This window comes from Isoptericola dokdonensis DS-3 (assembly GCF_001636295.1).
GTDB classification, from domain to species: domain Bacteria; phylum Actinomycetota; class Actinomycetes; order Actinomycetales; family Cellulomonadaceae; genus Isoptericola; species Isoptericola dokdonensis.
The window spans coordinates 1,453,400-1,479,527 of the sequence record NZ_CP014209.1 but is presented as its reverse complement, the minus strand read 5'-3'; the positions used below and the strand labels follow the sequence as shown (position 1 = coordinate 1,479,527).

The window sequence follows — 26,128 nt, the reverse complement described above, 5'->3', positions numbered from 1 at the left end:
TCGATGGCTCGGGCGGCGGCGGTCGCTCAGCAACCACCGGACGGGCGCCGCTGTGGCGTCCGTCACGATGAAAACTAGAGGTGAGATGCCCGGAAGTCCAGCATTTTCGGTCCGACCGGCGTCGTGCCACGGCCTCCCGAGCCCAAGATCCACCGCTCTGCGCCGTTCGTCCGGTTGCCGGGAACGGCGCGAGTCAGCGCAAGGCGGCGCGAGTCAGCGCGGGGCGGCGCGAGTCAGCGCAAGGCGGCGCGAGTCAGCGCGGGGCGGCGCGAGTCAGCGCAGGACGCGTTGAGTCAGCGCAGAACGTGGCGAGTCAGCGTGGCGCGCGCCGAGTCAGCGCAGGGATGTCAGGGGAACGCACTCGCATCGTGCGGCGGTGCGCAGGCCTTGTCCGTCAATTGGTGAGTCGGACCTCGGCGTCGTGCACCTCGATCGGGTCGGTGGAGTCGTCGGTCGTGACGGTGCCGTCGATCGAGGTCCAGGACGGCGTCCCCGTGATGCGGAACTGACCCTCCCAGGTCGTGGTCAGGGTGAGGGTGAAGACGCCAGGCGCGGGGTACGGAAGGTGGATGGCGTCGGGGGAGTCGTAGCGGTCACCCGGGTGTGTGGTCGTGACGGGATCGGAGTCGTCGCCGGGATCCCAGGTGTACTCGGTGGGTACGGCCTGGAGCTGGACCGGGACGCCGAGGAGCATGGTGTCCATGATCTGCGGCTCGTCCGTGGTGCGAGGGTGGACGCCGAGATTGACGATCGCCCAGTCCCGTTCGACCTCGAGCTGGATCTGCGCGGGTTCGATCGGCATCGTGCGCCAGGCGCGGCGGGCCTCGTCGGCGAGGTCCGCGGGAGTGACGCACACGCCTTCGGCTTCGAAGACCGGCGGCGTGGTGGAGCCGTCGTCGCGGACCGTCACGGAGAACAGAGCGGGAAGCTCGTAGGAGTCCTCGGAGCAATCAGGGCCGGTGTACGCGACCTCTTCGCCGTCGTCGCACACCGCCGCCAGGATCGTCGTGTCCAGGTCCCGCAGCCAGCACATGTCAGCGTCGGCGCGGACGTAGCGGGTGTCCGAAGGCTCGCCGCTGCCGCTGGTCGACTCGATCAGGGCTTGCTGCTCGGCAGGACTGAGCCGCTCCGCATAGATCTCGTCCTTCACATCGTTGGCTGCAGTTGTGTAAGGGTCATCAAAGGTGCCGCCCATTGCGAGAGCTGTGGTCACCGCCAGTGAAGCTATGAGTGCGTTCATTTAGCATCTCCGACTCCAACTATGACCCAGGACCCATCTCTCAGGCCTACTTCAACGAGCAGTCTGGTCGTAGATCTGACGGAGGCGAAGACTTCCTCGTCGGACGAATTCACGATACGTGAGGCGTCTTCGGTGATGCGGACTTCAACGGGCCATGTTCCGGTGACCGGGTCCATGGCGTACACCTCGACTGCCTCCGTGGTGGCATCGCCGCCCGTATATGTGTCGTTACGTTCTTGGATTGTCTCTGCTTGCTCAAGGCCGGATGCGCAGAACTCGCAGGCCTGATGAGACATCTCGACCCACTCGGCAGTTTCGCCAGAGGCCATCATTGGTGCGCGCAGCCGCAGAAAATGTGCCGCCGCAGCAGCAGCACCCTCGGCGTCGTCACGATCCATCGCTGCGGGACGTTCGGGGGCTGCCTGATCGGACGGACTAGGCGAAGGGCTCGGTGTCGGGCTCGCGTCGGGAGTCGGTGACTCGGCAACCGGCGCCGGCGATTGAGCCTGCGAGGGCGGCGGATCGTCGGACGTGCACGCGCCGAGGGCGAGCGTGGCCGCGAGGGCGAGCGCCGTCGTCGGGCCGAGGCGGTGGTGCTGTCGTGCGCGCGTCATCGCGTCTCCAGGGGCAGCGGACAAGGCCGGTCCGAGGCTAGCGATCCGACGTATCGGACGGAACCGTGCGTCCCAACCTGTGGACAACGACCTGTGGTCCCCGGGGTGCGGTGACTCCGGTCCGGGGCGACGCTGGAATGGCGAGCGGCCTCGTTCGTCCGGACGGGCCGCGCAGTGCGCGGACGGCTATTGGCCGGTGCGCCCCGCCACGTCGCGCAACGCGGCGACGGCCCGTGCGGCGTCGTCGAGGGCTGCGTACGCCCTCCGCTCGGCGGCATGTGCGAGCCGGTCGTAGGGCCGGCGGTCCCCGCCCTCCGTCTCGACGGCGTCAGCGACGACACGGGCTCGACGAGCGAGCAGCAGAGCGTCGCGGTGGTCACCGAGGGAGGACTGCACGGCCTTGCCCGCGATGTCCAGCTCTCGGGCGTGGGACCCGAGCACCTTGGTGGGCTTCCTGGTGACGTCGCGGGCGGCATGCGTGAGGCGGCGTCCGGCCTTGCGCAACCGATGTGCCGCGTCGAGGAGGTCGTCCGCGGTGGGGCGTGTGTCGCGCGCCAGCTCTTCCGTCCTGTCGGCCAGGACGCCGAGGTCGACGTCGTCGGCGGCGCTCAGCGACCTGCGGACCGCCTTGCGCAGGCGTTTGCGCGCGACCTTGCGGGCCGGCTTCTCGGCGGCTTCCGCCCAGGGTGGGGCGGCCACCCACCGGACCAGCTCGGCGTTCAGCGCGCGCATGCGCTCCCCGGCACACCACTCGAGCAGATCTCGGTGCGCGGCGGCATGCGCCTCGGTGAGCTCGACGACGAGCCGCTCCCGGGCGGCGAGGGGGGTTCGTGACGCGCGACCGGTCGACTCGACGTCGTCACGCCGTACCTCGAGGTCGCGCGCGGGCCCGAGGACGTGCCCCAGCTCCGCGAGGCGGTCGCGCAGGTCGTCACTGGCTCGCCGCTCGAACACTGGGCGGTAGACGGCGAGCGTCGTGCGCAGCCGTCTGACAGCGGTGCGGAGCCGGTGCACGGCGTCGGGTTCGTCTGCGAGGGCAGGCGGGATCCGCTGCTGGATGCGCCGAACGTGCTCGGCGAGCACGTCCGCGAAGACGTCACCGGCGAGATCGTCCGCACGTGAAGGAGCCATCGCACCACGCTAGAGGGACGGCGCGGTCAGCGCTGACCCGCGCGGGCCTGGGCTGACCCGCGCGGGCCTGCGCTGACTCGCGGCGGCCGGTCAGACGGCGTCGTCGAGGGTGAGCGGGCGGACTGCACCACCGCCGGAGACGAAGAGACCGTGGAGATGGAAACCGTGGGTGGTGGCCTGCTCGCGCAGGGCGAGGTTCCAGGCGCGGTCGGCGTCGGTCATGGCGTCGCCACCGGGGCGGACGTAGACGGCGACGACGCTGCCGTACGGCACGGAGCGTTCGGTGACCGACGCGATGACCATGCCGAAGCGGGCGGCGTCGTCGGTGCCGGGGCGGTCGGGGACGTCGCGCACGGGCACGGCGACGCCGGAGAACCGGCGCTCGACGTCGATCCAGGCGAGGCAGAGCGTGCGGCTGCGGGGGAGCGCCGAGGCGGCGAGCATCCGGGCGAGGCGGAGCCGGTCGGCGTCGGTCAGGACGTGGTCGCCGGTGCGGACGGCGGGGACGGTCTCGGTGTTCATGGCGACACCCTGCCGGAGGGCTCGCGTACCTTGCCGGGGTTATCCACAGGTTCCGAACGACCTTGAGGTCCGGGTGAGAGCGCGCTGGGCCGCGCGGCGGGGCTCGCAGCCAACGAGCGCGGTCGTCCGGAGCCCGTCAGATGCGTGCCGACCAGGTATAGCTCCGGACGGTCAACTCGTCCTCAGTGGGCAGCCAAGGGTCGTAGACACGGAGCTTGCCCGCGCTCGCGAAGACATCGCCGTTGCTGTCGAAGCCGAGTGCGATGCCGTGCACGCCCGCCATGAGGTGGTCGACGTTGCCGCGTGCCGCGTCGACTTCCTTACGCGTCACTTGCACCGATCCGAGGCTGCCGGTCGTCCCCTTGACCTCGATGCGACGCGGGATGTCGCCGTCGCGTCCCTCGATGTCCCAGGAACGGCGTTCGCCGTCCACGTAGACGTCGCCGACGTGGCGGACGTCCGTCCAGCCGTTCTCGCGGCACCACGCCAGGGCGACCTCGACGGCCCGAAGCTCGACGGCGCGCCTGGACTCGGCATCGAGGCGCACATGCTCTGCCGTCGTGGAGGTCGACGAGGCGATCTGTCCCGCCTCAAGCATCGAGGCGTCGGCCCGTGCCCAACCGTTTCCGAGAAGTCTGAGGTCCGTGGGGATGGGGGCGTCGAGGAAGCGCACCGGTTCGGATCGCCACGCCATGACGTACCTGACGTCGGTGGCGGCTTTCCGCGCGGCGTAGCCGTCGCTCAGGATCTCTGCCTTGCGAAGGCCCGTGTGGGAGCGAAGCGCCTTGACCGCTGATTCCCATCCGACGACCTCGACCTTCAGCACCTGGTGCATCCGGACGAGCCACGCCAGCCGTCGATCTGCGCCCCAGGACGCGACGAGCCCGATGACCTGGCCTTCTTCGACCCAGTTCCAGGATGACTGCCTCGTCTGCCAGAGGTTCCACGACCACGAACGCGCCAGGTCCGTGCTCTCTCTGGACAGGATTCCGTCGCGAGCGGCGGCGAGGCCGGTGTACGCGTAGTTGTGCAGAATGATCGAGTCCAACAGTCCCGGCTTTCGTGATGTGCGAACGGCTGGAGCGAGCATGGCACGGCGCCGGACGTCCGCAGCGCCGGCGAGCGGATGAAGTCCGGGCAGCACGACGGCCCGCCGTCGTCCGGGTGGGACGACGACGGGCCGAGGGCGAGGCCTAGAAGTGGCGGGCGTACGCGCCGGTGGTGAGGAACGGCGGGAAGGCGTCACCCAGGGCGATCTCACGGAAGATCGAGGCGGCGTCGTCGAGCCGGTCCCCGGCACGGCGGGGCTCGGTGGTGAGGAGCTCGCGCACCATCGCCTCGCACAGGTCGCGGGTGATGGTGACGCCGTCGTCGGTCGTGGTGCCGGAGTGGATCCACTGCCACACCTGGGACCGGGAGATCTCCGCGGTGGCGGCGTCCTCCATGAGGTGGTCGATCGCGGCGGCGCCGGTCCCGCGCAGCCAGGAGGCGACGTACCGGATGCCCACCGAGATGTTGGTGCGCAGCCCGGCCTCGGTGACGGTGGCGCCGCCGCGTCGGGCGGAGGCGATGTCGAGGAGCTCGGCCTGACCGGCGGTGACGTCGTCGCGGAGGCGTGCCACCTGGTGGGGGGCGTCGCCGAGCACGGCGTCGAACGCCTCGCGGGCGATCGGGATGAGGTCGGGGTGGGCGACCCAGGACCCGTCGAACCCTTCGCCGGCCTCGCGCTGCTTGTCGGCGCGGACCTTGGCGAACGCGGCCTCGGTGACCTCCGGGTCGCGGCGGTCGGGGATGAAGGCGCTCATGCCGCCGATGGCGTGCGCGCCCCGCTGGTGGCAGGTCGCGACGAGCAGCTCGGTGTAGGCGCGCATGAACGGGGCGGTCATCGTCACCTGGGCGCGGTCGGGCAGGACGTAGGAGTCGCCGCGGGACCGGAAGCACTTGATGACGCTGAACAGGTAGTCCCAGCGGCCGGCGTTGAGGCCGGCGCAGTGGTCGCGCAGCTCGTGGAGGATCTCCTCCATCTCGAACGCGGCGGGCAGGGTCTCGATGAGCACCGTGGCGCGGATGGTGCCGCGGGGGATGCCGAGCGTGTCCTGCGCGAGCTCGAAGACCTCGTTCCAGAGGCGGGCCTCGCGGTGCCCCTCGAGCTTGGGCAGGTAGAAGTACGGCCCCCGCCCGCGGGCGATCAGCTCGGCGGCGTTGTGGAAGAGGTACAGGCCGAAGTCGACGAGCGAGCCCGACGCCGGCTGGGTGGAGCCGTCGGTGCCCGTGTACGCGAGGTGCTTCTCGAACAGGTGCCAGCCGCGCGGCCGGAACACGATCGTCGGCAGGTCGGTGAGCTCGGTGGAGCGCAGCGCGTACTGCTTGCCGGCCTCGTTGGTGTGGGTCAGGGTGCCGCGGATCGCGTCGTGCAGGGCGAGCTGCCCGCCCACGACGTTCTCCCACGTCGGGCTGGAGGCGTCCTCGGCGTCGGCGAGCCACACCTTCGCCCCGGAGTTGAGGGCGTTGATGGTCATCTTCGGGTCGGTGGGCCCGGTGATCTCGACGCGGCGGTCCTCCAGCCCCGGGGCGCCGGTGGACCCGGCGACCCGCCACGACGGGTCCTCGCGGACGGGCCGGGTGCTCGGCAGGAAGTCGGGGTCGGCGCCGTCGGCGATCTGCCGGGTGCGCCGCTGCCGGGCGAGGAGCAGCTCGGTGCGGGCGTCGGCGTACGCGTCGTGCAGCAGCGCGAGGAAGTCCAGCGCGGCGGGCGTGAGGATCTCGGCGAAGCGCGGCTCCATCGGGCCGACGACGTCGATCGTGCCCTCGGCGACCGATCCGGAGTCGGCCAGGGCGATGCCGCGGGGCGGCGTGTGCGGCGATCCCGGGTCGGGGCGGGTGCTGGTGGGTGCGGATGCGGTGATGGTCATGATGGTCTCCCGGTCACGGTGCGAGTCAGAACTGAGCGGCCTCGGTGGAGCCGGCGAGGGCGAGGGTGGCGGCGTCGGGGTTGAGCGCCGTGGACACGCGGTCGAAGTAGCCGGTGCCCACCTCCCGCTGGTGCTTGGTCGCGGTGTAGCCGCGGGACTCGGAGGAGAACTCCTCCTCCTGGAGCCGGACGTACGCCGTCATCTGCTCACGGGCGTAGCCGTGGGCGAGGTCGAACATCGAGTGGTTGAGGGCGTGGAACCCGGCCAGGGTGATGAACTGGAAGCTGAAGCCCATGGCGCCGAGCTCGCGCTGGAACTTCGCGATGGTGTCGTCGTCGAGGTGCTTCTTCCAGTTGAACGACGGCGAGCAGTTGTAGGCGAGCATCTGGTCGGGGAACTCGGCCTTGACCGCCTCGGCGAACCGGCGGGCCAGGTCGAGGTCGGGGGTGCCGGTCTCCATCCAGATGAGGTCGGCGTACGGCGCGTAGGCGTGGGCGCGGGCGATGCACGGCTCGATGCCGTTGCGCACCTCGTAGAACCCTTCGCCGGTGCGGCCGCCGGTGAGGAACGGGCGGTCGCGCTCGTCGACGTCGGAGGTCAGCAGGGTGGCGGCCTCGGCGTCGGTGCGGGCGATGACGACGCTCGGCACGTCGGAGACGTCGGCCGCGAGCCGGGCGGCGTTGAGGGTGCGCACGTGCTGCTTGGTGGGCACGAGCACCTTGCCGCCGAGGTGGCCGCACTTCTTCTCCGAGGCGAGCTGGTCCTCCCAGTGCACGCCCGCGGCGCCCGACGCGATCATGGAGCGCATGAGCTCGTAGGCGTTGAGGGGGCCGCCGAACCCGGCCTCGGCGTCGGCCACGATCGGCGCGAGCCAGTTGCGGGTCGGGGCGCCCTTCTCCTGCACCTCGATCTGGTCGGCGCGCAGCAGCGCGTTGTTGATGCGCCGCACGACGGCGGGCACGGAGTTCGCGGGGTAGAGCGACTGGTCCGGGTAGGTCTGCCCGGACAGGTTCGCGTCGCCGGCCACCTGCCAGCCGGACAGGTAGATGGCCTGCAGCCCGGCCTTGACCTGCTGCACGGCCTGGTTGCCGGTGAGGGCACCGAGCGCGTTGACGTAGTCCTCGGTGTGCAGGAGGTCCCAGAGCACCTCGGCGCCGCGGCGGGCGAGGGTGTGCTCCTCGCCGACGGACCCACGGAGCGCGACGACGTCGTGCGCGGAGTAGTCGCGCGTGACGCCGGCCCAGCGCGGGTCGGTCGCCCACTGCTCGGCCAGGGCCTCGGCCGTGGCGACCTGGTCACCCGGGCGGGCGGTGGTGCGGGAGTCGGTCGCGGTGTCGAGGGTCGCGGTCATGGTGATCGCCTTCCGGTCGTCGTTGCCAGCGGTGCGGGGTTCCGACGGCGGCCCGGGGGAGGCGGGGAGGGCTTCTCCCGGGCCGTCGTCGTCGTCCCCTCGACCACGACTCTGGGCCCCGCACCACCCCCGTGGCCACCTCCGCGGCGAAGAACTTCGGCGGTTCTTCTCCTTCCCAGAAGGTGTGCCGCATGTCACCCTGGGGCATGGCCACGACGACGACCCAGCGGCCGGCACCGACCCTGCCGACCACGACCACGGCGGACGCCGAGCCCGACGCGCTGACGATCGGGCGGCGGATCCGGCACCTGCGCGCCCGCCGGGGCATGACGCTCGGCGACCTCGCCGAGGCCATCGGACGTGCGCCGTCGCAGGTGTCCATGCTGGAGAACGGCAAGCGCGAACCGACGATCGCCCGGCTGCAGGCGGTCGCCCGCGCGCTGGGCACCACGGTGGACGAGCTGCTGTCGCCGGAGGCGCCGTCCCGGCGCGACGCCCTGGAGATCGAGCTGGAGCGCGTGCAAAGAGGGCCGCTCTTCTCGGCGCTCGGGGTGAAGTCGGTGCGGGTCGGCAAGTCGCTGCCGACGGACGCCCTGGAGGCGATCGTCGCGCTCCAGGCGGAGCTGGAGCGCCTGCACTCGGAGCGGGCGCTCACCCCGGAGGAGGCGCGGCGCGCGAACACCGAGCTGCGGGCGGACATGCGCGCGCAGGACAACTACTTCCCCGACCTGGAGCTCGTCGCGCGGTCGCTGCTCGACGACGTCGGGCACACGCACGGGCCGGTGCCGCAGCGTGCCGCGGTGGAGATCGCCTCCCACCTGGGCTTCACGATCCACTACGAGTCGGACGTGCCGCACTCGACCCGGGCCGTCATCGACCAGCGCCACCGGCGCGTCTACCTGCCGAGCAACGGCATCCGCGGGCGCTCGGACGCCCGGTCGGCGCTGCTGCAGGCCCTGTCGTCGCACGTGCTGGAGCATGCCGAGCCGCGCGACTACGGCGAGTTCCTGCGCCAGCGGGTCGAGGCGAACTACCTGTGCGCCGCGCTGCTGCTGCCCGAGCGGGAGGCGGTGCGGCACCTGCGCGACGCGAAGGACGCCCGGGCGATCTCCATCGAGGACCTGCGCGACGCGTTCGCCGTCTCCTACGAGACCGCGGCGCACCGGTTCACGAACCTCGCCACCCGCCACCTCGGGATCGGCGTGCACTTCATGAAGGTCCACGAGTCGGGCGCGATCCACAAGGCGTACGAGAACGACGGGGTGCGGTTCCCCGCCGACGCCCTGGGCACGGTCGAGGGGCAGCACGTCTGCAAGCAGTGGACGGCGCGCGTGGTGTTCGGCATCGCGGACCGGCTCAGCCCGTACTACCAGTACACGGACACCCCGACGGGCACCTACTGGTGCACCTCACGGGTGACGGACACCCCGGACGGGCGGTTCTCGGTGAGCGTGGGCGTGCCGTACGCGCAGGTCAAGTGGTTCCTCGGGCGGGAGACGACGGCGCGGTCGACGTCGCGCTGCCCGGACGAGTCGTGCTGCCGCCGGCCCCGCGCGCCCCTCGCGCAGCGCTGGGACGGTCAGGCGTTCCCCAGCGCCCGCCCGCACGCGTCGATGCTGGCGGCGATGCCGTCCGGCGCCTTCCCCGGGGTGGACACCACCGAGGTGTACGAGTTCCTGGAGCGGCACGCGCCGACGTCGTGACGCGGGTCAGGCGTGCCAGGTCCCGACCCACTCGTCCCAGCCGGGTCCGGCGTGGAGCGCGCCGTCCGCCGCCTGGTCGCGCAGTCCTCGCGCGGCGAGCGCGAGGTAGCGCAGGTGCAGCTCGTCGGCACGCTCGCGGGGGAGGGGGAGCGCCGGGCGCAGGTGGAGCAGGAGCAGCATGACGTCGGCGGCGGTGAACCCGGCCGGCACGACGCCGGCGTCCTGGTCGAGCTCGACGAGTCGGCGGAGCGCGTCGTGCAGGTCGGCCGTGGCGGCCGCGAGGTCGGGCGGGATCGGGGTGGTCGCCCCGGTCGGGCGCAGCAGGGAGCCTTCGGCCTCGTGCACGTGGCGGGCGAGGAACGTCACGACGGCCCCGTCGGCGCCCGGTGCGTCGGCCACGGTGGCGGCGAGCGCCGCGGCGACCCGGACCGCCTCGGTGTGCAGCGCCTCGACGAGCGCGTCCTTGGTGGGGTAGCGGCGGTACACGGTGCCGACGCCGACGCCGGCGTGCCGGGCGACGTCGGCCATCGAGGCTCCGTGGCCCTGGTGGGCGAAGACCTCGCGAGCGGCGGCCAGCACGGCCGAGTCGTTGGCGCGTGCCTCGCGCTGCCGGCCGGGCAGGTGGTCGCCGGGTGTGCTGGGCATGGGATCACGGTAGTCGCACGGCCGGTGTTAAGGTGAATCGGAACGGATGTTCCGTTCCGACAACCTCCGGGTGCGCCGAGAACCTGTCGAGCGCCCCTCCCCGTACCGTTCGAGAGGCCTCGCCATGCCCACCCCTCCCCTCGGCCCGCGCGACATCGCGCGCCCGGGAGCCGTCACCGTCGCCCTGAGCCTGGTCGTCCTGGCCTTCTCGCTCATGCAGACCCTGGTCGTGCCCGCGCTGCCGACCATCGGGGCCGAGCTCGGCGCCACGGCCCAGGGGACCGGCTGGGTCATCACCGCGTTCCTGCTCTCCGGCGCCGTCCTCGCCCCGGTCGTGGGCAACCTCGGTGACCGCTTCGGGCACCGCCGGGTGCTGCTCGGCACCCTCGCCGTCTTCGCCCTCGCCTCGGCGGCGGCCGCCGCCGCCCCGAACATGTCGGTCCTCCTCGCCGCCCGGGCGGTGCAGGGCGTCAGCACCGCGACCTTCCCGCTGGCCCTCGCCCTCGCCCGACAGCTCCTGCACGGCAGGTCGCTCGCCGCCGCCTTCGGGTGGATCCCCGGCATGATCGGTCTCGGGGCCGGCGCCGCGCTCGTCGTCGGTGGCATCGTCGTCGACGCGCTCGGCTGGCGCTGGCTCTTCGCCCTCGGCACCGTGCTCGTCGCCGCGTCCGCGGTCGCGATCGTCCTGCTCGTCCCGCGCGGCGGGGCCCCCGCCGTCAGCCGGTCCACCGACTGGCTCGGCACCGTCCTGCTGGCCGTCGGGCTCGTCGCGACGCTCCTCGCCGTGTCCCAGGGCGCGTCGTGGGGGTGGGGCTCCGCCCGCACGCTCGCGACCGGCGTCGTGGGCCTGCTGCTCCTGGCCGTCCTCGTCCGCGTCGAGTCGCGCCGCACGGCACCGCTCGTCGACGTGCGAACCTTCCGCAGCACCTCCCTGGTCCTGACCAGCGTCCTCACCGTCGTCGTCGGCTTCGTGCCCTACGTCTGCTACGTCGCGATCCCGGTCCTCACCCAGGCGCCGACCTCGACCGGCTACGGGCACGGCATGTCCGTGACGGTGTCGGCGCTCGCCATGCTGCCCAGCGCCGTCATGGTGTTCCTCGGCGGACGGCTGACCCCCGCGATGGTTGCCCGGATCGGTGCCGGCAGGACTGCTGCCGTCGCGTCGGGCGCGATGGCCGTGGGTGCCGCGCTCATGGCGGGGTGGCCCACCAGCGGGTGGGGGATCGTCGTCGCGTTCGGTGTGCTCGGTCTGGGCAACGGCATCGGGTACGCGATCTGCGCCCGCCTCGTCGTGGACTTCTCGCCCGCCACCGAGACCGGCGCGGCGACCGGCCTCAACAGCGTGGTGCGGACCGTCGGCTCGGCCGCCGCGGCTCCCGTGGTGGGCGTGCTCCTCGCGCGGGGCGGCGTGGACCCGGCGAGCGGGTTCACGGCGGCCTTCGGTGTGGCCGCCGTCGCGGGCGTCGTGGGCGTCGTCGTCGCCGTGCTCCTGGCGCGCCGACCGGTCGCCGCCTGACCGACCGGGTCAGACCTCCAGCAGCAGCGCGTCGCCCTGACCGCCGCCGCCGCACAGCCCGACGGCGGCGCGGCCGGGCAGCCCCTCGGCCGCGCGCCGGGCCAGGACGTGCGCCGCGTGCACGACGAGCCGTGCGCCGGACGCCCCGATCGGGTGGCCCAGGGAGATGCCGCCGCCGTGCGGGTTGACCACGGACGGGTCAAGGCCCAGCGCGCGTGTCGAGACCACCGCGACGGCGGCGAACGCCTCGTTGATCTCGACGTGGTCGAGGTCGCCGGCGGTCCAGCCCTGCCGGTCGAGGGCGGCGGCGATCGCCCGGGCGGGCTGCGAGTGCAGCGACCGGTCGGGGCCGGCGACCCGCCCGGCGGCCCGCACGGTGGCGAGCACCGACACCCCGGCGGCCTCCGCGCGAGCGCGCGTGGTGAGCACCAGGGCGGCGGCGCCGTCGGAGATCTGGGAGGCGTTGCCGGCGGTGATCGTGCCGTCCGGGGAGAAGGCGGGGCGCAGCCGTGCGAGCGACTCGGGGGTGGTGTCCGGGCGCACGCCCTCGTCGGCGCGCACGACGACGGGGTCGCCGCGCCGCTGCGGCACCTCGACGGGCACGAGCTCGTCCGCGAGCACACCGTCCTTCGTCGCGCGGGCGGCCCGCTGGTGCGAGGCCGCCGCGACGGCGTCCTGCTCCTGCCGGGACACGAAGGCGTCGCCGACGTTGTGCTCCTCGGTGCTCAGCCCCATCGCCCGGCCGTCGAACGCGTCCGTCAGGCCGTCGCGGGCAACGGCGTCGAGGAGGGTCGCGTCGCCGTAGCCGAACCCGGCGCGGGCGCCGGGCAGCAGGTGCGGGGCGTTCGTCATGGACTCCTGCCCGCCGGCGAGCACCACCGACGCCTCCCCGGTGCGCAGCAGCCGGGCACCGTCGATCACCGCCGTCAGCCCGGACAGGCACACCTTGTTGACCGTCACGGCGGGCACGTCGAGCGCGACGCCCGCGGCGACCGCCGTCTGCCGGGCCGGGTTCTGACCGGCCCCCGCCTGGAGCACCTGGCCCTGCACGACGGCGTCCACCTGCTCGGCGAGCGGCCCGGCCGCGGCGAGCGCGGCCCGGGCGGCGACCGCCCCCAGCTCGACGGCGCTCAGGGGCGAGAGCGCACCGCGCAGGCGACCCTGCGGGGTGCGGGCGGCGGCGACCACCACCACGTCGTCGGGAGCGCTGATCATGGGTGACCTCCTCGTCACGGACCTCCCGTCCACCGTAACCCCGCACGGACGGCAGCGGGCCCGGTCGGCAGGTCGCCGACCGGGCCCGTGCACGGACGACGGTCAGTGGGTCTCGCGGTCCTGCTCGTCGCCGATGTAGGACGTGACCTCGTCGGGCACGTCGTCGCGGTTCATGTCGGCGCTGCGCTCCTGGCGTGCGTCCCAGCGCAGCATGAACGCCCCCAGCACCGCGGCGATCACGGACGCCAGCAGGATGGCGGCCTTCGCGCCGAGGGTGTGCTCGGAGCCGTGCTCGAACGAGAGCTCGGCGATGAGCAGGGACACGGTGAACCCGATCCCGGCGAGCAGGGCGACGGGCAGCAGGTCGCGCACGCCGATGCCCTGCGCCAGCCGGAGCGGGGTGACCCGGGTGACGAGCCACGTGGTGCCCAGGACGCCGATCACCTTGCCCACGACGAGTCCGGCGACGATGGCGGCGACGATCGGCTGGCCGAGGAGCTCGCCGGGGCCGCCGCCGTCGACCAGGTTGACCCCGGCGGAGAAGAAGGCGAACACCGGCAGGGCGATCCCCTGCGACCAGGGCTTGACCCAGTGCTCGTAGTAGTGGGTGCGGGACTCGGTCTCGCCGTGCGTCGGCCGGGCGGCCACGGTGAAGCCCATGAGGACGCCCGCGACGGTCGCGTGCACGCCGGAGGCGTGCATGAAGGTCCAGGCCACGGCGAACAGCGGCACGAGGAGCCACCAGTGGGGGCGCCGGGTCCGCACGTACCAGCCGAACAGGGCGATGACGCCGAGGGAGGCGGCGAGGTAGCCGAAGTGGATCTCGGACGTGTAGAAGACCGCGATGACCGTGATGGCCAGGAGGTCGTCGACGACGGCGAGGGTCAGCAGGAACGTGCGGATCGCGACGGGCAGGCCCTTGCCGAAGACGGCGAGCACGGCGAGCGCGAAGGCGATGTCGGTCGCCGTCGGGATGGCCCACCCGTGCAGGGCGCTCGAGTCGCCCAGCGCGACGACGAGCACCGCGTAGATGGCGGCGGGGACGACCATGCCGCCGACCGCCGCGAGCATCGGGACGCCCGCCTGCTTCGGGCTGCGCAGGGAGCCGGCGACGAACTCGTGCTTGAGCTCGAGGCCGACGACGAAGAAGAAGACCGCGAGCAGCCCGTCCGCCGCCCAGGCCGCGAGGGAGAGGTCCAGGTGCAGCGGGTGCAGCAGGTCGCCGCCGGGGACGAACTCGGTGAGCGAGGTGTAGGCGTCGCGCCAGGGCGAGTTGGCGAAGATCAGCGCGATGACGGCGGCGCCGATGAGCAGCGCCCCGCCGGTGGTCTCGCGGGAGACCCAGCGGGCGAGGCGGGCGCCGAAGGACGGGGTGGAGACGTCGGTGCTCAGGGTGTGCTCCTTCGAGGAGGTGTCGGTTCGTCGACCGGCGTCTCAGCCGGTGCCACCGACCAGACTTCCCGGCTCACCACTGGCGAACACCCTACCGGTTCCGGATCGCCGCCACGCCGCCCGCTGGACGGTGCGGCGGTCGACCCGGTCACGGCGCGGCCATCTCCAGCAACCGGATGACGGTGCGCCAGCTGCGGCCTGTCGTCCACGTCCCGGCGGCCCGGTCGATCCGGTCGCCGGTGAGACGGCTGCGCCCCACGCCGTCGACGTGGTGGACGTACAGGGCGCCCTCGGCGACGGCGACCCGCTCGGGCCCGGTGTGCTCGTCCGCGAGGCGGGCCACGCCGGCGGCGTCCACGTCGCGCGGCCCGACGTGCAGCAGCACCTTCGCGGGCTCGTCGCGGGCGGCGTCGGGGAAGGGGACCGCCGCGAGGAGCCGGGCGAGCCGGTCGGCGGCGACGGCGACGACCTGCACCTCCAGGCCGAGCCGGTCGGCGAGCGCCGTCGTCAGGTCGTGGGCGACCTGGTCCGTCGTGGCGGCGTCGTCGCAGGTCACGACGAGGTTGCCGCTGGTGGCGTACGTGCGGGGGTCGCCCAGCCCGACGGCGTCGGCGGCGGCCCGCAGGTCGGCGGCCGGCACGCGCCGGTGGCCTCCGACGTTGACCCCGCGCAGCAGCACCGCGTACGTCGTCACCGTCCCATCCTGCCCCCGCGGTCACGGCGGTGTGAACTCTGCGTGACGAGTTCGCGACGCGCCGCCGGTGTGACACCCGTCACCGGTCGGCGGTCGTAACGTGGCGCGCAGGACACCCACCCAGGGTGTCCCCGGGAGGCCAACCGATGGAGTGCACGCTCCGTGCAGGAGGGCCGGCCCCGGTCCTCGCGCACTGTGCGCTCCGGACCGGCCGCCCGCCCCACACCCCGTTCCGCTCTGCGCGAGGGAGCACATCGTGGCCCACACCGAAACACCCAGCACCGACCGTCGGACGTTCGTCGTCGACACGTCCGTCCTGTTGTCCGACCCGCGGGCGATCTACCGCTTCGCCGAGCACGACGTGGTCCTGCCCGTCGTCGTCGTCACGGAGCTCGAGGCCAAGCGGCACCACGCCGAGCTCGGCTACTTCGCCCGCAGTGCGCTGCGGGCGCTCGACGACCTGCGGATCGAGCACGGCAGGCTCGACGCCCCGATCCCGGTCGGGGCCGACGGCGGCTCGCTGCGCGTCGAGCTGAACCACACCGACCCGGCGGTGCTGCCCGCCGGGTTCCGGCTCGGCGACAACGACACCCGCATCCTGTCCGTCGCCGCCAACCTGGCCTCGGAGGGGCTGGACGTCACGGTCGTGTCGAAGGACCTGCCGATGCGGGTCAAGGCGTCGGCGGTGGGGTTGCGGGCCGAGGAGTACCGGCACGAGCTAGCCGTGGACTCGGGCTGGACCGGCATGCGCGAGCTGACGATGACGGACGACCAGATGGGTGAGCTCTACGACGGCACCGAGGTCGACCTGGCGGCCCTCGACCCGGGAGTGGTCGAGGACGCCGGCCCGCTGCTGTGCCACACCGGGCTGGTGGTGCACAGCGCGAGCGGGTCGGCGCTGGGACGGGTCACCGCCGACAAGCGGGTCCGGCTGGTGCGTGGCGACCAGGACCTGTTCGGCGTCCACGGCCGCTCGGCCGAGCAGCGCGTCGCGATCGACCTGCTGCTCGACGACGACATCGGCATCGTCTCGCTCGGCGGGCGCGCCGGCACCGGCAAGTCGGCGCTGGCGCTGTGCGCCGGGCTGGAGGCGGTGCTGGAGCGTCGTCAGCACCGCAAGATCATCGTGTTCCGCCCGTTGTACGCCGTCGGCGGTCAGGAGCTCGGGTACCTGCCGGGCAGCGAGTCCGAGAAGATGAACCCGTGGGCGCAGGCCGTCCACGACACGCTCGGTGCGCTGGTCTCCCCGGCGGTGCTCGACGAGGTGATCGACCGGGAGATGCTCGAGGTGCTGCCGCTGACGCACATCCGGGGGCGTTCGCTGCACGACGCGTTCGTCATCGTCGACGAGGCCCAGTCGCTGGAGCGCAACGTGCTGCTCACGGTGCTGTCCCGCATCGGGCAGTCGTCGCGGGTGGTGCTCACCCACGACGTGGCGCAGCGCGACAACCTGCGGGTGGGGCGCCACGACGGCGTCGCGGCGGTCATCGAGGCGCTCAAGGGTCACCCGCTGTTCGCGCACGTCACGCTGACGCGTTCGGAGCGGTCGCCGGTGGCGGCGCTGGTCACGGAGATGCTGGAGGGCCTGGAGATCTGACCCGGGGCCACCGCGGGCGGGGCGTCGGGGCGGCGGTTCACACCGTCGTCGCGGCGCCCCGTCGGCGTGCGTGGACCAGGACGACGGCGAGCACGCCGAGCGCGGCGCCGAGGACGGTGTCGAGCGCGCGGGCTGCGGCCGCACCGCCGGGGTCGGTGGGGGCGGCGAGGGAGGTCATGAGCAGCGCCATGGGCGTGATGGTGAGCATCGCCAGCCCGTAGTGACGTCCGACGACGATCTCGGTGACGACCTGGAGCACGACCACGACGACGCAGGTCGCGGCGAACCCGAGGTGCGCGGCGAGCAGGGGCCAGGCAAGGAGCGCTCCGACGGCGGTGCCGCCGGCGCGCTGGAGCGCCCGGACGACGGCGTGCCGGGTGGTGCTCCCCTGGAGGGTGGCGGTGGCACCCAGCTGCGCCCAGGCCGGGTGCGCGAGCCCGGCGAGGTGGGCGACGACGCCGGCGCCGAGCGCGGCGGCGGCGACCCGGATCCCGCCGAGGCGCCACCCGGGCTCGCGCCAGGTCTCCCGGAGCGTCTGCCGTACCGACGGAACCGGCGTCGTCGTGTCGGCGACGGGCGGCGTCGTGGCGGTCGGTCCGGGGGTGACCCGGCGGACGGCCCGCCGCAGGGCACCGCCCGGGCGGACGGCCCACCCGCTCATGGCGACGAGCCAGGCCACGGCCGCTCCGGCGGCCACGGCGAGCCCGCGCTCGCCGACGTCCGCCCAGCTGGTGCCGGCGGCCATCCCGCCCGCCGCGGCGAAGACGACGATGGTCCCGCCGGGCGGCCCGGTGCGGACCAGGAGGCACAGCACGGTCGCCCCGGCGGCGACGAGGGCGACGGCGGCGAGCACCCCGAGGGCGGGGGCGCCGAGGGTCGTCAGCGCCGCGACGCCCGTGAAGGCGACGGTCAGCACGACACCCAGGAGGGCGACGACCTCGGCGCGTCGGCGGTACGGCTCGAAGCGGCCGTAGAGGGAGGCGAGGGCCCCGAGGGCGGCGTAGCCGGCGAGGTCCTGGCGGCCGAGGGCGGCGGCGAGGCCGAGCGCGAGCGCGACGGCGGCCCCGCAGCGGACGGCGGCGAGCACGCTCGCGGCGGTGGCGGGCGAGGGGTGGACGCGCAGCGCTTCGCGGAGGTGTCCCCGGTCGAGCACGTCCCGGGCGGAGGTGAGCACGGGGGAGGTCATCGCCTCGATGATAGTTCACGAGTAAAACATCAGGAAACTATCGCGGTCGTCACACCTATGCTGGGCGCGTGGACTACATCGAGCGGGTGCGGGTGCAGTGGGCGGAGCGGCTCCCCGGCGTCGACACCGCGCCGGCCGAGGTCGGCGCCCGGGTGCGGCGCATCGCGGCGCTGCTGGACGCGGCGACCGAGGCGGACCTGGCGGGCCGCGACCTCACGCGGCCCGAGCTGGACCTGCTCACCGCGCTGCGCCGCGCGGGCCGGCCGCTGCGTGCGGGCGAGATCACGACGATGACCGGCGCGCCGGGGGCCTCCATCACGAAGCGCCTCGACCGCCTCGCCCGGGCGGGCCTGGTGGAGCGGACTGTGCCGGAGCGCGACCGCCGCGGGGTCGTCGTCGCCCTCACGGCGGCGGGGGAGCGACTCGTCGACGAGGCGTTCCCCCGCCAGGTCGACCGGGAGCGTGACGCGCTGGCCGACCTCGACGAGACCCAGCGGGCCGAGCTCGGCCGCCTGCTCGCCGTCGTGCTGCACCGCCTGGACCCCGTCGACTACTGACCGGCAGGGCGCTCGGCAGGCCTGCGGGATGACGTGCCGGGACCCTCGCTCCGGGGCGCTCCTGTCGGGACCTCGGCCGGCAAGGTGCCGGGAATGCGAAAAGACGCGCTGCCTCGTGGAACCCCCCAGCCCCGCGCACCGGCAGCGCGCCTTTCGCTTGATCCCGACACTAGCAGGTGAGGTAAGGCTTACCAAAGGGTTGTCCGCCCGCTGAGACCCAGGTCACCTGTGAGTGCTGTGGTGGGGTTGCCCGGGCGCCGTCGTCAGACGGAAAGCGCAGGTCGCGCAGCGACCGTGAGCGCGACGGCGCCCGGGCAACCCCACCACGGCACGGACGAGCTCAGGCCTGCGGCGGCCGCGTCATCGACAGCACGTCGAGCGCCTCGTCGAGCTGCGCCTCGGTGACCTCGCCGCGCTCCACGAAGCCCAGGTCGATCACGGCCTCGCGCACGGTGAGGCCCTGCTTGACGGAGTGCTTGGCGACCTTCGCCGCGGCCTCGTAGCCGATGACGCGGTTCAGCGGGGTGACGATCGAGGGGGAGGACTCCGCGAAGGCGCGGGCCTTGTCGACGTTCGCCGTGATCCCGTCGACCGTCTTGTCCGCGAGGACGCGCGAGGCGTTCGCGAGCAGGCGGATCGACTCCAGGACGCCCTGCGCGATGACGGGGATCTGCACGTTGAGCTCGAACGAGCCGCTCGCACCGGCCCAGGCGACGGTCGCGTCGTTGCCGACGACGCGGGCCGCGACCATGAGCACGGCCTCGGGGATGACGGGGTTGACCTTGCCCGGCATGATCGAGGATCCCGGCTGCAGGTCGGGGATGAAGATCTCGCCCAGGCCGGTGTTGGGGCCGGAGCCCATCCAGCGCAGGTCGTTGCAGATCTTGGTGAGCGACACCGCGATGGTGCGCAGCGCGCCGGACAGCTCGACGAGGCCGTCGCGGGCCGACTGCGCCTCGAAGTGGTCGCGGGCCTCGGTCAGGGGCAGGCCGGTGTCCTCGCGCAGCAGCTCGATGACGCGCTGCGGGAACCCGGCGGGGGTGTTGATGCCGGTGCCGACGGCGGTGCCGCCCAGCGGGACCTCGGCGGCGCGGGGGAGCGCGGCCTGCAGGCGCTCGATGCCGTAGCGGATCGCGGCGGCGTACCCGCCGAACTCCTGGCCGAGCGTCACCGGGGTGGCGTCCATGAGGTGGGTGCGGCCCGACTTCACGACGGTCGCGTACTCGTCGGCCTTCGCGCCGAGCGACGCGGCGAGGTGCTCCAGGGCGGGCACGAGGTCACGGACGACGCCGGCGGTGGCGGCGACGTGCACCGAGGTCGGGAACACGTCGTTGGACGACTGCGAGGCGTTGACGTGGTCGTTCGGGTGGACGTCCTTGCCCAGCGAGCGCGTGGCGAGGGTCGCGAGGACCTCGTTGGTGTTCATGTTCGACGAGGTGCCCGAACCGGTCTGGAACACGTCGACGGGGAAGTGGGCGTCCAGGGCTCCGGAGGCGACCTCGTCGGCGGCGGCGACGATGGCGGCCGCGACGTCCTGGTCGAGCACGCCCAGCTCGGCGTTGGCGCGCGCCGCGGCCTTCTTCACCCGGGCGAGGGCCTCGATGTGGCCGCGCTCGAGGGGGGTGCCCGAGATGGGGAAGTTCTCGACCGCGCGCTGCGTCTGGGCGCGGTACAGGGCCTGGGCCGGGACGCGGACCTCACCCATCGTGTCGTGCTCGATGCGGTACTCGGCCTCGGGCGCGTCGGCGCCGGGGACGACGGTGTCAGAAGTCATGCGTCCATCGTGCCGCACGCCAGGAGCGGGGACGGTGTGAGAGGTGTCACGCGAGCGGCCCGGATCCCCGCCGAGGGGTCCGGGCCGCCCGGGCGAGGGACGTCAGGACAGCGGCTGCTCGCCGACGTCGCCGGCGACCTCGACGAGGCGGGCGGAGCCGTCCTGAAGGTCGTACTCGACGCCCACGATCGCGACGCGCCCGTCGGTGACGGCCTGGTCGAGCGCGGCGGAGTACCCGCGCAGCAGGCCGACGGTGTGGCGGACGTGGGCGGTGCGGAGCCGGTCGGCGAACGGCCCGCTCGCGGTGTCCTCCGTCGAGCCGGCGTCCGCGGAGCCGGCGAGGTGCGCGATCGACGGGATCACCTTGTCGACGACCGCCCGCACGAAGCCGGGCGGCTGCTCGCCCGTGCGCAGCGTGTTCGCCGTCGCCGCGACCGCGCCGCACGAGTCGTGGCCGAGCACCACGATCAGCGGGGCGCCGAGCACCTCGACGCCGTACTCGATGGAGCCCAGCACCGTGGTGTCCACGACGTGCCCGGCCGTGCGCACCACGAACAGGTCGCCGAGACCCTGGTCGAAGACGATCTCCGCGGCGACGCGGGAGTCCGAGCAGCCGAACAGCACGGTGTGCGGGTGCTGCGCGGCCGCGAGCTCGCGACGACGGGCGGCGCCCTGGGACGGGTGGATCGGTGCGTCGGCGACGAAGCGGTCGTTGCCGGCGCGCAGCGCGGCCCAGGCCTCGGTGGGGGTGGTCATGCGTCCTCCAGCTCGGTCGCCCACGGCGGGTTCGCCCCGGCGCGGGAGACGGTGACGGCTGCCACGGCCACGCACCGTGACAGCAGGTTCTCGACGGTGGCGTGGTCGATCCCGCGCAGGGCCGCCCGGCGGTCCGCGCCCAGCAGGTCGGCGCGCCACAGCCCGTCCAGGAGCGCGCCCATGAAGGAGTCCCCGGCACCGACCGTGTCGACGACGCTCACCGGCACCGACGGCACGTGGACCTCGCCCTGCGTGGTGACGGCCGTGGCACCCTCCCCGCCGAACGTGACCACGACCAGCGGCACGCCCAGCTCGTGGACCCACCGGCGGGCGACGTCCAGCGGGGCCGCGCCGTCGGACAACCACCCGAGGTCCTCGTCGCTGACCTTGACGACGTCGGCGAGCCGCACGAGCGCCTCGACCGGGCCGCGGGCGTCCGCGGGGTCGCCCATGAGGGCGGGGCGGGCGTTGGGGTCGTAGGTGACGGTCGCGGTCGCCCGGGCCGCCTCGACCAGCGCGCGCACCTGCGACGCGCCCGGCTCCAGCGTGGCCGCCACGGACCCGGTGTGCACCGCCAGGGTGTCCGCCGCGGCGGCGGCACCGGCGGGCACCCGCCAGTCCAGGTCGAACTCGTACGTCGCGGCGCCGGACGCGTCCAGCGTCGCCCGCGCCACCGAGGTGACCGGCGCGGCGTCGCTGCCCGGCGTCGTCGTCACGCCCGATCCGGCGAGCCAGGCGCGCACCGTGTCACCGCGCTCGTCCGTGCCCAGCCACGTCGCCAGCCGGGCGTCCCGGCCCAGCCGGCCGAGGGTGAGGGCGACGTTCGCCGGCGATCCGCCGGGGTGCTCGGCGACCGAGCCGTCACGACCCCGCACGACGTCCACCAGCGCCTCGCCGACCGCGAGGACGTGCGCGGGCATCAGTCGTCCTCGCCGTCGTCGGTGCTCGCCCCCGCCTGGGCCGCGGCCAGCCGCTCCCGGGCGCCGTCGAGCCACTGCTGGCAGCGCGCGGCGAGCGCCTCGCCCCGCTCCCACAGCGCGAGGGAGTCCTCCAGGGGCTCGCCCCCGGCCTCCAGGCGGGCGACCACCTGGACCAGCTCGTCGCGGGCCTCCTCGTAGCCGAGGGCGGACACGTCGGTGTTCGGCGTCTCGTCGGTCACGAGGACAGTCAACCGCACCGTGCCGACACCGGCCGAACCGTCTCGCCGCGCCGCGGTGCCGCCCGTCACACCGGCACCAAAGGCGTCGACCCGGCACCGGCGGCCGTGCGACCCTCGCCCCATGGGTCATCTGGAGGTGGCGCACGTCGAGTACGTGCTGCCCGACGGTCGCACGCTGCTCGACGACGTCTCGTTCCGCGTCGGTGAGGGCAGCGCCACCGCGCTCGTCGGCCCCAACGGCGCCGGCAAGACCACCCTGCTGCGCCTCGTCATCGGAAGCCTGCGGCCCGACGCCGGGACGGTCACCGTCAGCGGCGGGCTCGGCGTCATGCCGCAGTTCGTCGGCTCCGTCCGGGACGCCACCACCGTGCGCCAGCTCCTCGCCTCGGTCTCGCCGACCCCGGTGAGGGAGGCCGCCCGCGCGCTGGAGGACGCCGAGACCGCCGTCATGGAGATCGACGACGAACCTGCCCAGATGGCGTACGCGCAGGCGCTCGCGGACTGGGCAGAGGTGCACGGGTACGACTTCGAGACGACGTGGGACGTCTGCACCATGGCGGCCCTGGGGGTGCCGTTCGAGCAGGCGCAGTGGCGCGAGGTGCGCACCCTGTCCGGCGGCGAGCAGAAGCGGCTGGTGCTGGAGGCGCTGCTCCGCGGCCCCGACGAGGTGCTGCTCCTCGACGAGCCGGACAACTACCTCGACGTGCCCGGCAAGCGCTGGCTGGAGGAGCAGCTGCTCGCCACCCGCAAGACGGTGCTCTTCGTCTCGCACGACCGCGAGCTGCTGTCCCGGGTCGCGGACCGGATCGTGGCGCTCGAGCCGGGGCCGTCGGGCTCCGACGCCTGGGTGCACGGCGGCGGGTTCGCGACCTTCCATGACGCGCGCCGAGAACGGTTCGCCCGCTTCGAGGAGCTGCGCCGTCGCTGGGACGAGAAGCACGCCCAGCTGAAGAAGCTGGTGCTGACCCTGCGGGCCCAGGCGGCGAGCAGCCCGGACATGGCCTCGCGCTACCGGGCCGCCCAGACGCGCCTGCGCAAGTTCGAGGAGGCCGGCCCGCCGCCGGAGCCGCCCCGCGAGCAGGACATCCGGATGCGCCTGCGCGGCGGCCGGACGGGCACCCGCGCCATCACCTGCGAGGCGCTGGAGCTCACGGGCCTGATGAAGCCGTTCGACCTGGAGGTGTTCTACGGCGAGCGGGTCGCCGTCCTCGGGTCGAACGGTTCGGGCAAGTCGCACTTCCTGCGGCTGCTCGCCGGCCAGGACGTCGCGCACACCGGGTCCGCGCGGCTCGGGGCGCGGGTCGTGGTGGGCCACTTCGCCCAGACGCACGCCCACCCCGAGCTGGTGGGCCGCACCCTGCTGGACATCCTGTGGGCCGACCACGCGAAGGACCGGGGTGCCGCGATGTCCGTGCTGCGCCGCTACGAGCTCCAGCAGGCGGCCGAGCGGCCGTTCGACCGGCTCTCCGGCGGGCAGCAGGCGCGGTTCCAGGTGCTGCTGCTGGAGCTGTCCGGCTGCACGGCGTTGCTGCTCGACGAGCCGACGGACAACCTCGACCTGGAGAGCGCCGAGGCGCTGCAGGAGGGCCTGGAGGCGTTCGACGGCACCGTGCTCGCCGTCACCCACGACCGCTGGTTCGCCCGCGGGTTCGACCGGTTCCTCGTGTTCGGCGCCGACGGCACGGTCCGCGAGACCCCCGAGGCGGTCTGGGACGAGGGCCGGGTGGCCCGCGCCCGCTGACGTCACCCCGCGTCACGACGTGACGGCGGTGACCTCCGCGTCCAGCGCACCCGCCGCGAGGCGCACGTGCACCGCGTCGCCCGCCGCGACGTCGTCGGCGCCGCGCACCACCGTGCCGTCGGCGCGCTGCACCACGGCGTAGCCGCGCTCCAGGGTCGAGGCGGGGGACAGTGCCCGCACCTGGGCGGCGAGCCGGCCGACGTCGCCCGCCGCGGTGAGCAGCGCCGCGTGCACCAGCTGGCGCGCGTGCCGCACCTGCTGGGCGACGTCGTGGGCACGGGCCTCGACCATCGACTCCGGCCGGGCGAGCACCGGGCGGGAGCGCATCGCGTCCAGCCCGTGCTGCTCGCGCTCCACGCGCGCCGTCAGCGCCGACCGGGCGCGCTGCCGGGCCTGGGTGACCCGCGCCCGCTCCTCGCCGACGTCGGGCACGACCCGCTTGGCGGCGTCGGTCGGGGTGGAGGCCCGGTGGTCGGCGACGAGGTCGAGCAGCGGGGTGTCGGTCTCGTGGCCGATCGCGCTGACGAGCGGGGTCCGACACGCCGCGACGGCCCGCACCAGCGTCTCGTTGCTGAACGGCAGGAGGTCCTCCACGGAGCCGCCGCCGCGCGCCACGACGATCACCTCGACCTCGGGGCGGGCGTCCAGCTCGGCGACGGCGGCGCTCACCTCGCGGACCGCGTCCACGCCCTGCACCGCGACCTCGCGGATCTCGAACCGCACCTGCGGCCAGCGGGCGCGCGCGTTGACCACGACGTCGTGCTCGGCCTTCGACTCGCGCCCGCACACGAGGCCGACGACGGCGGGCAGGAACGGCAGCGGGCGCTTGCGGTCGAGGTCGAACAGGCCCTCGGCGGCGAGCACGCGGCGGAGCTGGTCGATCCGGGCCAGGAGCTCGCCCACGCCGACCTGCCGGATCGCGGACGCCCGCATCGACAACCGGCCCGACTTCACCCAGAACTCCGGCTTGGCCTGCACGACGACGTGGTCGCCCACCTGCGGCTGCGCGGGCTGCCCGTCGAAGGCCCGGGTGAGCATGTGCACGGGCAGGGAAGCCTCCGCGTCGGTGTCGCGCAGCGTGAGGAACTGCATGCCCGCGGACCGGCGGTAGGTGTGCTCGACGACCTGCCCCTCGACCCACACCGGCGACATGCGCGCCACGTAGCCCTGGATCTTCGCCGAGAGCAGCCGCACGGGCCACGGGCGGTGCGCGGTGGTGTCGGCCGCCATCTCGGGCAGCGGCAGCGCGACGTCGGTGGCGTCGGCGTCGGGCGCGGTGCGCTGGTCGGGTCCTCGGTCCGGATCGGTCACGGCGTCCAGCATGCCGCACCGCGCCGACACGGACGATCGGCCGACGCGCTCCTACACTGGCAGCGTGACCGACACGCTTCCGGCCGGGACGGACCGCGCCAGGCGGGTGCTGCTGGCCGCGCCCCGCGGCTACTGCGCCGGCGTCGACCGCGCCGTCGTCGCCGTCGAGAAGGCGCTCGAGGCGTACGGCGCTCCCGTCTACGTGCGCAAGGAGATCGTCCACAACAAGCACGTCGTGGAGACGTTGCGCGAGCGGGGCGCGGTGTTCGTCGAGGAGACGGACGAGGTGCCGCGCGGCGCACGCCTGGTGTTCTCCGCGCACGGCGTCTCGCCCGCGGTGCGTGACGCCGCCGTCGCCCGGGACCTCGACACGATCGACGCGACGTGCCCGCTGGTGACGAAGGTGCACAAGGAGGTCCAGCGGTTCGCCCGCGACGACGTCGACATCCTGCTCATCGGCCACCACGGTCACGAGGAGGTGGAGGGGACCGCGGGGGAGGCGCCCGCGCACGTGCAGGTGGTGGGCTCCCCGGACGAGGCCGACCGGGTGGAGGTCCGCGACCCGGCCCGGGTCGTGTGGGTCTCGCAGACCACGCTGTCGGTGGACGAGACGATGGAGACGGTACGGCGGCTGCGCGAGCGCTTCCCGCTGCTGGCCGACCCGCCGAGCGACGACATCTGCTACGCCACCCAGAACCGGCAGGTCGCCGTGAAGAAGCTGGCGCCCGAGTGCGACCTGGTGATCGTCGTGGGGTCCGCGAACTCGTCGAACTCGGTGCGGCTGGTGGAGGTGGCGCTGCAGGCCGGCGCCCGCGCCGCGCACCGGGTGGACCGCGCCGCGGACGTCGAGGACGCCTGGCTCGCCGGGGCCGCGACGGTCGGTGTGACGTCCGGGGCGTCGGTGCCGGAGATCCTCGTCGAGGACGTGCTGCGCCTGCTCGCCGACCGCGGGTTCGGGGAGCCCGAGGAGGTCCGCACCGCCACCGAGGACCTCATGTTCTCGCTGCCGCGCGAGCTGCGCACGGGCCTGAGCCGGACCGGCGGCGGGGACGACCGCCCCCGGCCCGCCGAGCGCCGGACCCTGCCGATCCGGCCGGTCTGAGCCCGTCGGC

The 26,128-nt window shown here is 73.8% G+C and carries 23 protein-coding genes; 6 read left to right on the top strand and 17 right to left on the bottom strand.

The genetic code is table 11. The annotated features are described in order from the left end of the window. Positions 1–394: 394 nt before the first annotated feature. The 7 genes from I598_RS06970 to aceA all read right to left on the bottom strand — a co-directional run bounded on the left by I598_RS06970 (position 395) and on the right by aceA (position 7,770). A complete protein-coding gene (locus tag I598_RS06970) occupies positions 395–1,240 on the bottom strand; it encodes a hypothetical protein (RefSeq protein WP_157557177.1) in 846 nt (281 codons plus the stop codon). After that, positions 1,237–1,638, bottom strand: coding sequence for a DUF6318 family protein (locus I598_RS17595; protein WP_157557176.1), 402 nt, complete (start codon positions 1,636–1,638; stop codon positions 1,237–1,239). Before I598_RS17595 ends, I598_RS06970 begins: the two co-directional genes overlap by 4 nt. A 402-nt stretch (positions 1,639–2,040) precedes the next feature. Beyond that, the gene (locus I598_RS06965) at positions 2,041–2,985 is read right to left on the bottom strand and encodes a CHAD domain-containing protein (protein WP_083972998.1); all 945 of its coding nucleotides are present in this window, start codon (positions 2,983–2,985) and stop codon (positions 2,041–2,043) included. Positions 2,986–3,075: 90 nt separating this feature from the next. Then, the gene (locus I598_RS06960) at positions 3,076–3,507 is read right to left on the bottom strand and encodes a hypothetical protein (protein WP_068202343.1); all 432 of its coding nucleotides are present in this window, start codon (positions 3,505–3,507) and stop codon (positions 3,076–3,078) included. 136 nt (positions 3,508–3,643) lie between these two features. Next, a complete protein-coding gene (locus I598_RS06955) occupies positions 3,644–4,555 on the bottom strand; it encodes a protein NO VEIN domain-containing protein (RefSeq protein ID WP_068202342.1) in 912 nt (303 codons plus the stop codon). A gap of 145 nt (positions 4,556–4,700) precedes the next feature. Continuing rightward, positions 4,701–6,419: a malate synthase A gene (aceB, locus tag I598_RS06950; protein WP_083972996.1), complete on the bottom strand. Its 1,719-nt coding sequence runs from the start codon at positions 6,417–6,419 to the stop codon at positions 4,701–4,703. A 25-nt stretch (positions 6,420–6,444) separates the two neighbouring features. After that, positions 6,445–7,770 (bottom strand): isocitrate lyase, encoded by a 1,326-nt coding sequence (gene aceA / locus I598_RS06945; protein WP_068202341.1) that lies wholly within the window; start codon positions 7,768–7,770, stop codon positions 6,445–6,447. Positions 7,771–7,976: 206 nt separating this feature from the next. On the opposite strand from aceA, the gene I598_RS06940 reads away from it, so the two are divergent. Then, a complete protein-coding gene (locus tag I598_RS06940; RefSeq protein ID WP_068202340.1) occupies positions 7,977–9,473 on the top strand; it encodes an XRE family transcriptional regulator in 1,497 nt (498 codons plus the stop codon). A 6-nt stretch (positions 9,474–9,479) separates the two neighbouring features. Here the strand turns inward: I598_RS06940 and I598_RS06935 are convergent, their stop codons facing one another. Further along, complete coding sequence (locus I598_RS06935) at positions 9,480–10,118, bottom strand: TetR/AcrR family transcriptional regulator (RefSeq protein WP_068202339.1); 639 nt, start codon at positions 10,116–10,118, stop codon at positions 9,480–9,482. 124 nt (positions 10,119–10,242) lie between these two features. Between I598_RS06935 and I598_RS06930 the strand changes: the two genes are divergently transcribed. Beyond that, on the top strand, positions 10,243–11,634 hold the full coding sequence (locus I598_RS06930; RefSeq protein WP_068202338.1) for an MFS transporter: 1,392 nt from the start codon (positions 10,243–10,245) through the stop codon (positions 11,632–11,634). A gap of 9 nt (positions 11,635–11,643) precedes the next feature. Here the strand turns inward: I598_RS06930 and I598_RS06925 are convergent, their stop codons facing one another. From I598_RS06925 to I598_RS06915, 3 genes are all read right to left on the bottom strand, one after another. Further along, positions 11,644–12,849 (bottom strand): acetyl-CoA C-acyltransferase, encoded by a 1,206-nt coding sequence (locus I598_RS06925; RefSeq protein WP_068202337.1) that lies wholly within the window; start codon positions 12,847–12,849, stop codon positions 11,644–11,646. Between the two features lie 102 nt (positions 12,850–12,951). Then, on the bottom strand, positions 12,952–14,133 hold the full coding sequence (gene nhaA, locus I598_RS06920) for a Na+/H+ antiporter NhaA (RefSeq protein ID WP_335583281.1): 1,182 nt from the start codon (positions 14,131–14,133) through the stop codon (positions 12,952–12,954). 256 nt (positions 14,134–14,389) lie between these two features. Next, positions 14,390–14,935 (bottom strand): DUF1697 domain-containing protein, encoded by a 546-nt coding sequence (locus tag I598_RS06915; RefSeq protein ID WP_068202335.1) that lies wholly within the window; start codon positions 14,933–14,935, stop codon positions 14,390–14,392. 256 nt (positions 14,936–15,191) lie between these two features. Here I598_RS06915 and I598_RS06910 point away from each other — a divergent pair, with 256 nt between their 5' ends. Further along, complete coding sequence (locus tag I598_RS06910; RefSeq protein ID WP_232314290.1) at positions 15,192–16,532, top strand: PhoH family protein; 1,341 nt, start codon at positions 15,192–15,194, stop codon at positions 16,530–16,532. 37 nt (positions 16,533–16,569) lie between these two features. Here the strand turns inward: I598_RS06910 and I598_RS06905 are convergent, their stop codons facing one another. Beyond that, positions 16,570–17,718, bottom strand: a complete 1,149-nt coding sequence (locus I598_RS06905) for an FUSC family protein (RefSeq protein ID WP_068202334.1) — start codon at positions 17,716–17,718, stop codon at positions 16,570–16,572. A 68-nt stretch (positions 17,719–17,786) separates the two neighbouring features. On the opposite strand from I598_RS06905, the gene I598_RS06900 reads away from it, so the two are divergent. Then, the gene (locus I598_RS06900) at positions 17,787–18,275 is read left to right on the top strand and encodes a MarR family winged helix-turn-helix transcriptional regulator (protein WP_068202333.1); all 489 of its coding nucleotides are present in this window, start codon (positions 17,787–17,789) and stop codon (positions 18,273–18,275) included. A gap of 340 nt (positions 18,276–18,615) precedes the next feature. On the opposite strand, the gene I598_RS06895 is transcribed toward I598_RS06900, so the two are convergent. From I598_RS06895 to I598_RS06880, 4 genes are all read right to left on the bottom strand, one after another. After that, positions 18,616–20,049: a class II fumarate hydratase gene (locus tag I598_RS06895; RefSeq protein ID WP_068202332.1), complete on the bottom strand. Its 1,434-nt coding sequence runs from the start codon at positions 20,047–20,049 to the stop codon at positions 18,616–18,618. A gap of 102 nt (positions 20,050–20,151) precedes the next feature. Then, on the bottom strand, positions 20,152–20,805 hold the full coding sequence (locus I598_RS06890) for a carbonic anhydrase (RefSeq protein ID WP_068202331.1): 654 nt from the start codon (positions 20,803–20,805) through the stop codon (positions 20,152–20,154). Continuing rightward, positions 20,802–21,725, bottom strand: a complete 924-nt coding sequence (locus tag I598_RS06885; protein WP_068202330.1) for a PfkB family carbohydrate kinase — start codon at positions 21,723–21,725, stop codon at positions 20,802–20,804. Before I598_RS06885 ends, I598_RS06890 begins: the two co-directional genes overlap by 4 nt. Next, the gene (locus tag I598_RS06880; RefSeq protein ID WP_068205089.1) at positions 21,725–21,964 is read right to left on the bottom strand and encodes an exodeoxyribonuclease VII small subunit; all 240 of its coding nucleotides are present in this window, start codon (positions 21,962–21,964) and stop codon (positions 21,725–21,727) included. The genes I598_RS06885 and I598_RS06880 overlap by 1 nt, the downstream gene beginning before the upstream one ends. 121 nt (positions 21,965–22,085) lie before the next feature. Between I598_RS06880 and I598_RS06875 the strand changes: the two genes are divergently transcribed. Further along, positions 22,086–23,705, top strand: a complete 1,620-nt coding sequence (locus I598_RS06875; protein WP_068202329.1) for an ABC-F family ATP-binding cassette domain-containing protein — start codon at positions 22,086–22,088, stop codon at positions 23,703–23,705. A 12-nt stretch (positions 23,706–23,717) separates the two neighbouring features. Here I598_RS06875 and xseA read toward each other — a convergent pair whose 3' ends face one another. After that, positions 23,718–25,028, bottom strand: a complete 1,311-nt coding sequence (xseA, locus tag I598_RS06870) for an exodeoxyribonuclease VII large subunit (RefSeq protein ID WP_083972992.1) — start codon at positions 25,026–25,028, stop codon at positions 23,718–23,720. Positions 25,029–25,080: 52 nt separating this feature from the next. Between xseA and I598_RS06865 the strand changes: the two genes are divergently transcribed. Continuing rightward, positions 25,081–26,118, top strand: coding sequence for a 4-hydroxy-3-methylbut-2-enyl diphosphate reductase (locus tag I598_RS06865; RefSeq protein WP_232314289.1), 1,038 nt, complete (start codon positions 25,081–25,083; stop codon positions 26,116–26,118). Positions 26,119–26,128: the final 10 nt, after the last annotated feature.

Excerpts from the sequence above, each read along its gene's own strand:
- I598_RS06970 (WP_157557177.1), bottom strand. The coding sequence starts at position 1,240 with ATGAACGCACTCATAGCTTCACTGGCGGTGACCACAGCTCTCGCAATG.
- I598_RS17595 (WP_157557176.1), bottom strand. The coding sequence starts at position 1,638 with ATGGATCGTGACGACGCCGAGGGTGCTGCTGCTGCGGCGGCACATTTT.
- I598_RS06965 (WP_083972998.1), bottom strand. The coding sequence starts at position 2,985 with ATGGCTCCTTCACGTGCGGACGATCTCGCCGGTGACGTCTTCGCGGAC.
- I598_RS06960 (WP_068202343.1), bottom strand. The coding sequence starts at position 3,507 with ATGAACACCGAGACCGTCCCCGCCGTCCGCACCGGCGACCACGTCCTG.
- aceB (WP_083972996.1), bottom strand. The coding sequence starts at position 6,419 with ATGACCATCACCGCATCCGCACCCACCAGCACCCGCCCCGACCCGGGA.
- aceA (WP_068202341.1), bottom strand. The coding sequence starts at position 7,770 with ATGACCGCGACCCTCGACACCGCGACCGACTCCCGCACCACCGCCCGC.
- I598_RS06940 (WP_068202340.1), top strand. The coding sequence starts at position 7,977 with ATGGCCACGACGACGACCCAGCGGCCGGCACCGACCCTGCCGACCACG.
- I598_RS06935 (WP_068202339.1), bottom strand. The coding sequence starts at position 10,118 with ATGCCCAGCACACCCGGCGACCACCTGCCCGGCCGGCAGCGCGAGGCA.
- I598_RS06930 (WP_068202338.1), top strand. The coding sequence starts at position 10,243 with ATGCCCACCCCTCCCCTCGGCCCGCGCGACATCGCGCGCCCGGGAGCC.
- I598_RS06925 (WP_068202337.1), bottom strand. The coding sequence starts at position 12,849 with ATGATCAGCGCTCCCGACGACGTGGTGGTGGTCGCCGCCGCCCGCACC.
- I598_RS06905 (WP_068202334.1), bottom strand. The coding sequence starts at position 17,718 with ATGACCTCCCCCGTGCTCACCTCCGCCCGGGACGTGCTCGACCGGGGA.
- I598_RS06895 (WP_068202332.1), bottom strand. The coding sequence starts at position 20,049 with ATGACTTCTGACACCGTCGTCCCCGGCGCCGACGCGCCCGAGGCCGAG.
- I598_RS06890 (WP_068202331.1), bottom strand. The coding sequence starts at position 20,805 with ATGACCACCCCCACCGAGGCCTGGGCCGCGCTGCGCGCCGGCAACGAC.
- I598_RS06885 (WP_068202330.1), bottom strand. The coding sequence starts at position 21,725 with ATGCCCGCGCACGTCCTCGCGGTCGGCGAGGCGCTGGTGGACGTCGTG.
- I598_RS06875 (WP_068202329.1), top strand. The coding sequence starts at position 22,086 with ATGGGTCATCTGGAGGTGGCGCACGTCGAGTACGTGCTGCCCGACGGT.
- xseA (WP_083972992.1), bottom strand. The coding sequence starts at position 25,028 with ATGCTGGACGCCGTGACCGATCCGGACCGAGGACCCGACCAGCGCACC.